Origin of the sequence: Streptococcus sp. HMSC034B03 (assembly GCF_001838575.1) — a bacterium.
Classification (GTDB): Bacteria; Bacillota; Bacilli; order Lactobacillales; family Streptococcaceae; genus Streptococcus; species Streptococcus anginosus.
Map to the genome: position 1 here is coordinate 1 of NZ_KV837623.1, position 1,437 is coordinate 1,437.

Here is a 1,437-nt window from a genome sequence, read left to right on the forward strand (position 1 = left end):
TGTACTGACCCCCAAAAGTTGGACAAATAATTATTGAAAGGATTTAGTTCTGTATTGCACAGGGCTAAGTCCTTTTAGTTTGACCTTAATTCGTTTGTTGTTGTAATAATCAATGTAGTTCACAATAGCTTGTTCAAGGTCTTCTAAAGACCTAAAGTGATTCTCATAGCCATAAAACATTTCGGATTTCAAAATGCCAAAGAAAGATTCCATCATACCATTGTCTGGGCTATTACCCTTGCGCGACATAGATGCTTGAATTCCCTTACTCTCTAGGAAACGATGATAAGAATCGTGTTGGTATTGCCAACCCTGGTCGCTATGGAGAATCGTATTCTCATAGTGTTTCTCTGTGAAGGCCTGTTTTAACATGCTCTTCACTTGTTCCAAGTTCGGTGAAGTAGAAAGATTATAAGCGATGATTTCACTGTTGAAACCATCTAAAACAGGTGATAAATAGAGTTTCTGCGTGCCATTCGGAATAGAAAACTCTGTCACATCCGTATAGCACTTTTCCATTGGCCTCGATGCTTCAAACTGGCGTTGAATGAGATTCTCTGCTTTCTTGCCAATCTCTCCTTGGTAGGAAGAATACTTCCGTTTGCGACGAATTCGAGCCGTTAAACCAAGGACTTTCATCAAACGTTGAACCTTTTTATGATTAATCACAAATCCGCGATTCCTTAATTCTAAATGGATTCGACGATAGCCATAGTTGCCTGTATGTTCATTATAAATGGCTTGTATTTCATCCTTTAGCTCTTTATCCTTATCTGGTTGATCCAGCTGTTTCAATTGATAATAGTAAGTTGAGCGAGCTAAACATGCTGTTTCAAGAAGTAAATCTAATCGAAATCCTCCTGAAACCATTTCTCTAACTGTCTCTGCCTTTCTCGCTCTAAGGCTTCGTCCCTTTCCTCTAACTCTTTTAACTTTTTTAGGTAGGCCACCTCAGTACGTAACCGTTCATTCTCCTCCTGAAGTCGCTCTAGTTCTGTCATTTCTTCCCAAGTTTTCTTCCGTTTACGTCCCATTTTAGCTGGTCTCCCTTTTGTTTTCTCAACAAGAGTATACCCGTTTTTCTTGTATTGCGCCAGCCAATTTGGAAACATTCCTTGGTTTGGGAGGGCATAATCAAGACTAACACTTCTTTGCGAACGACCTTCAAGAAGAACTTTATCAATCATTTCTTGTTTTAATTCTAGAGAATAATAACGATTCTTTCCTTTCTTGACTATTTCTATCCCGTAACGAGCAATCAAACTAAACATGTATGTCAGTGTAGAAATACGTACTCCAAATTTATTTGAGAGTTGCTTTAAGCTGATTCCTTGTTTTTTTAGTTCATAGATTTGCACTTTATCTTCATAACTCAATTTCATAATAAAATACCCCAAAAGTCAGATTTTTTCTGTCTAATTTTTGGGGTGCAGATCA

At 37.9% G+C, this 1,437-nt stretch carries 1 protein-coding gene; it reads right to left on the bottom strand.

The features are described from left to right. Nucleotides 1-30 precede the first annotated feature (30 nt). Nucleotides 31-1,382, bottom strand: a protein-coding gene (locus HMPREF2634_RS09635) for an IS3 family transposase (protein ID WP_142350290.1) whose coding sequence is annotated in 2 segments (ribosomal slippage) — nt 31-941 and nt 941-1,382 — 1,353 coding nt in all. Because the reading frame shifts where the segments join, the coding sequence is not laid out codon by codon here. Nucleotides 1,383-1,437: the final 55 nt, after the last annotated feature.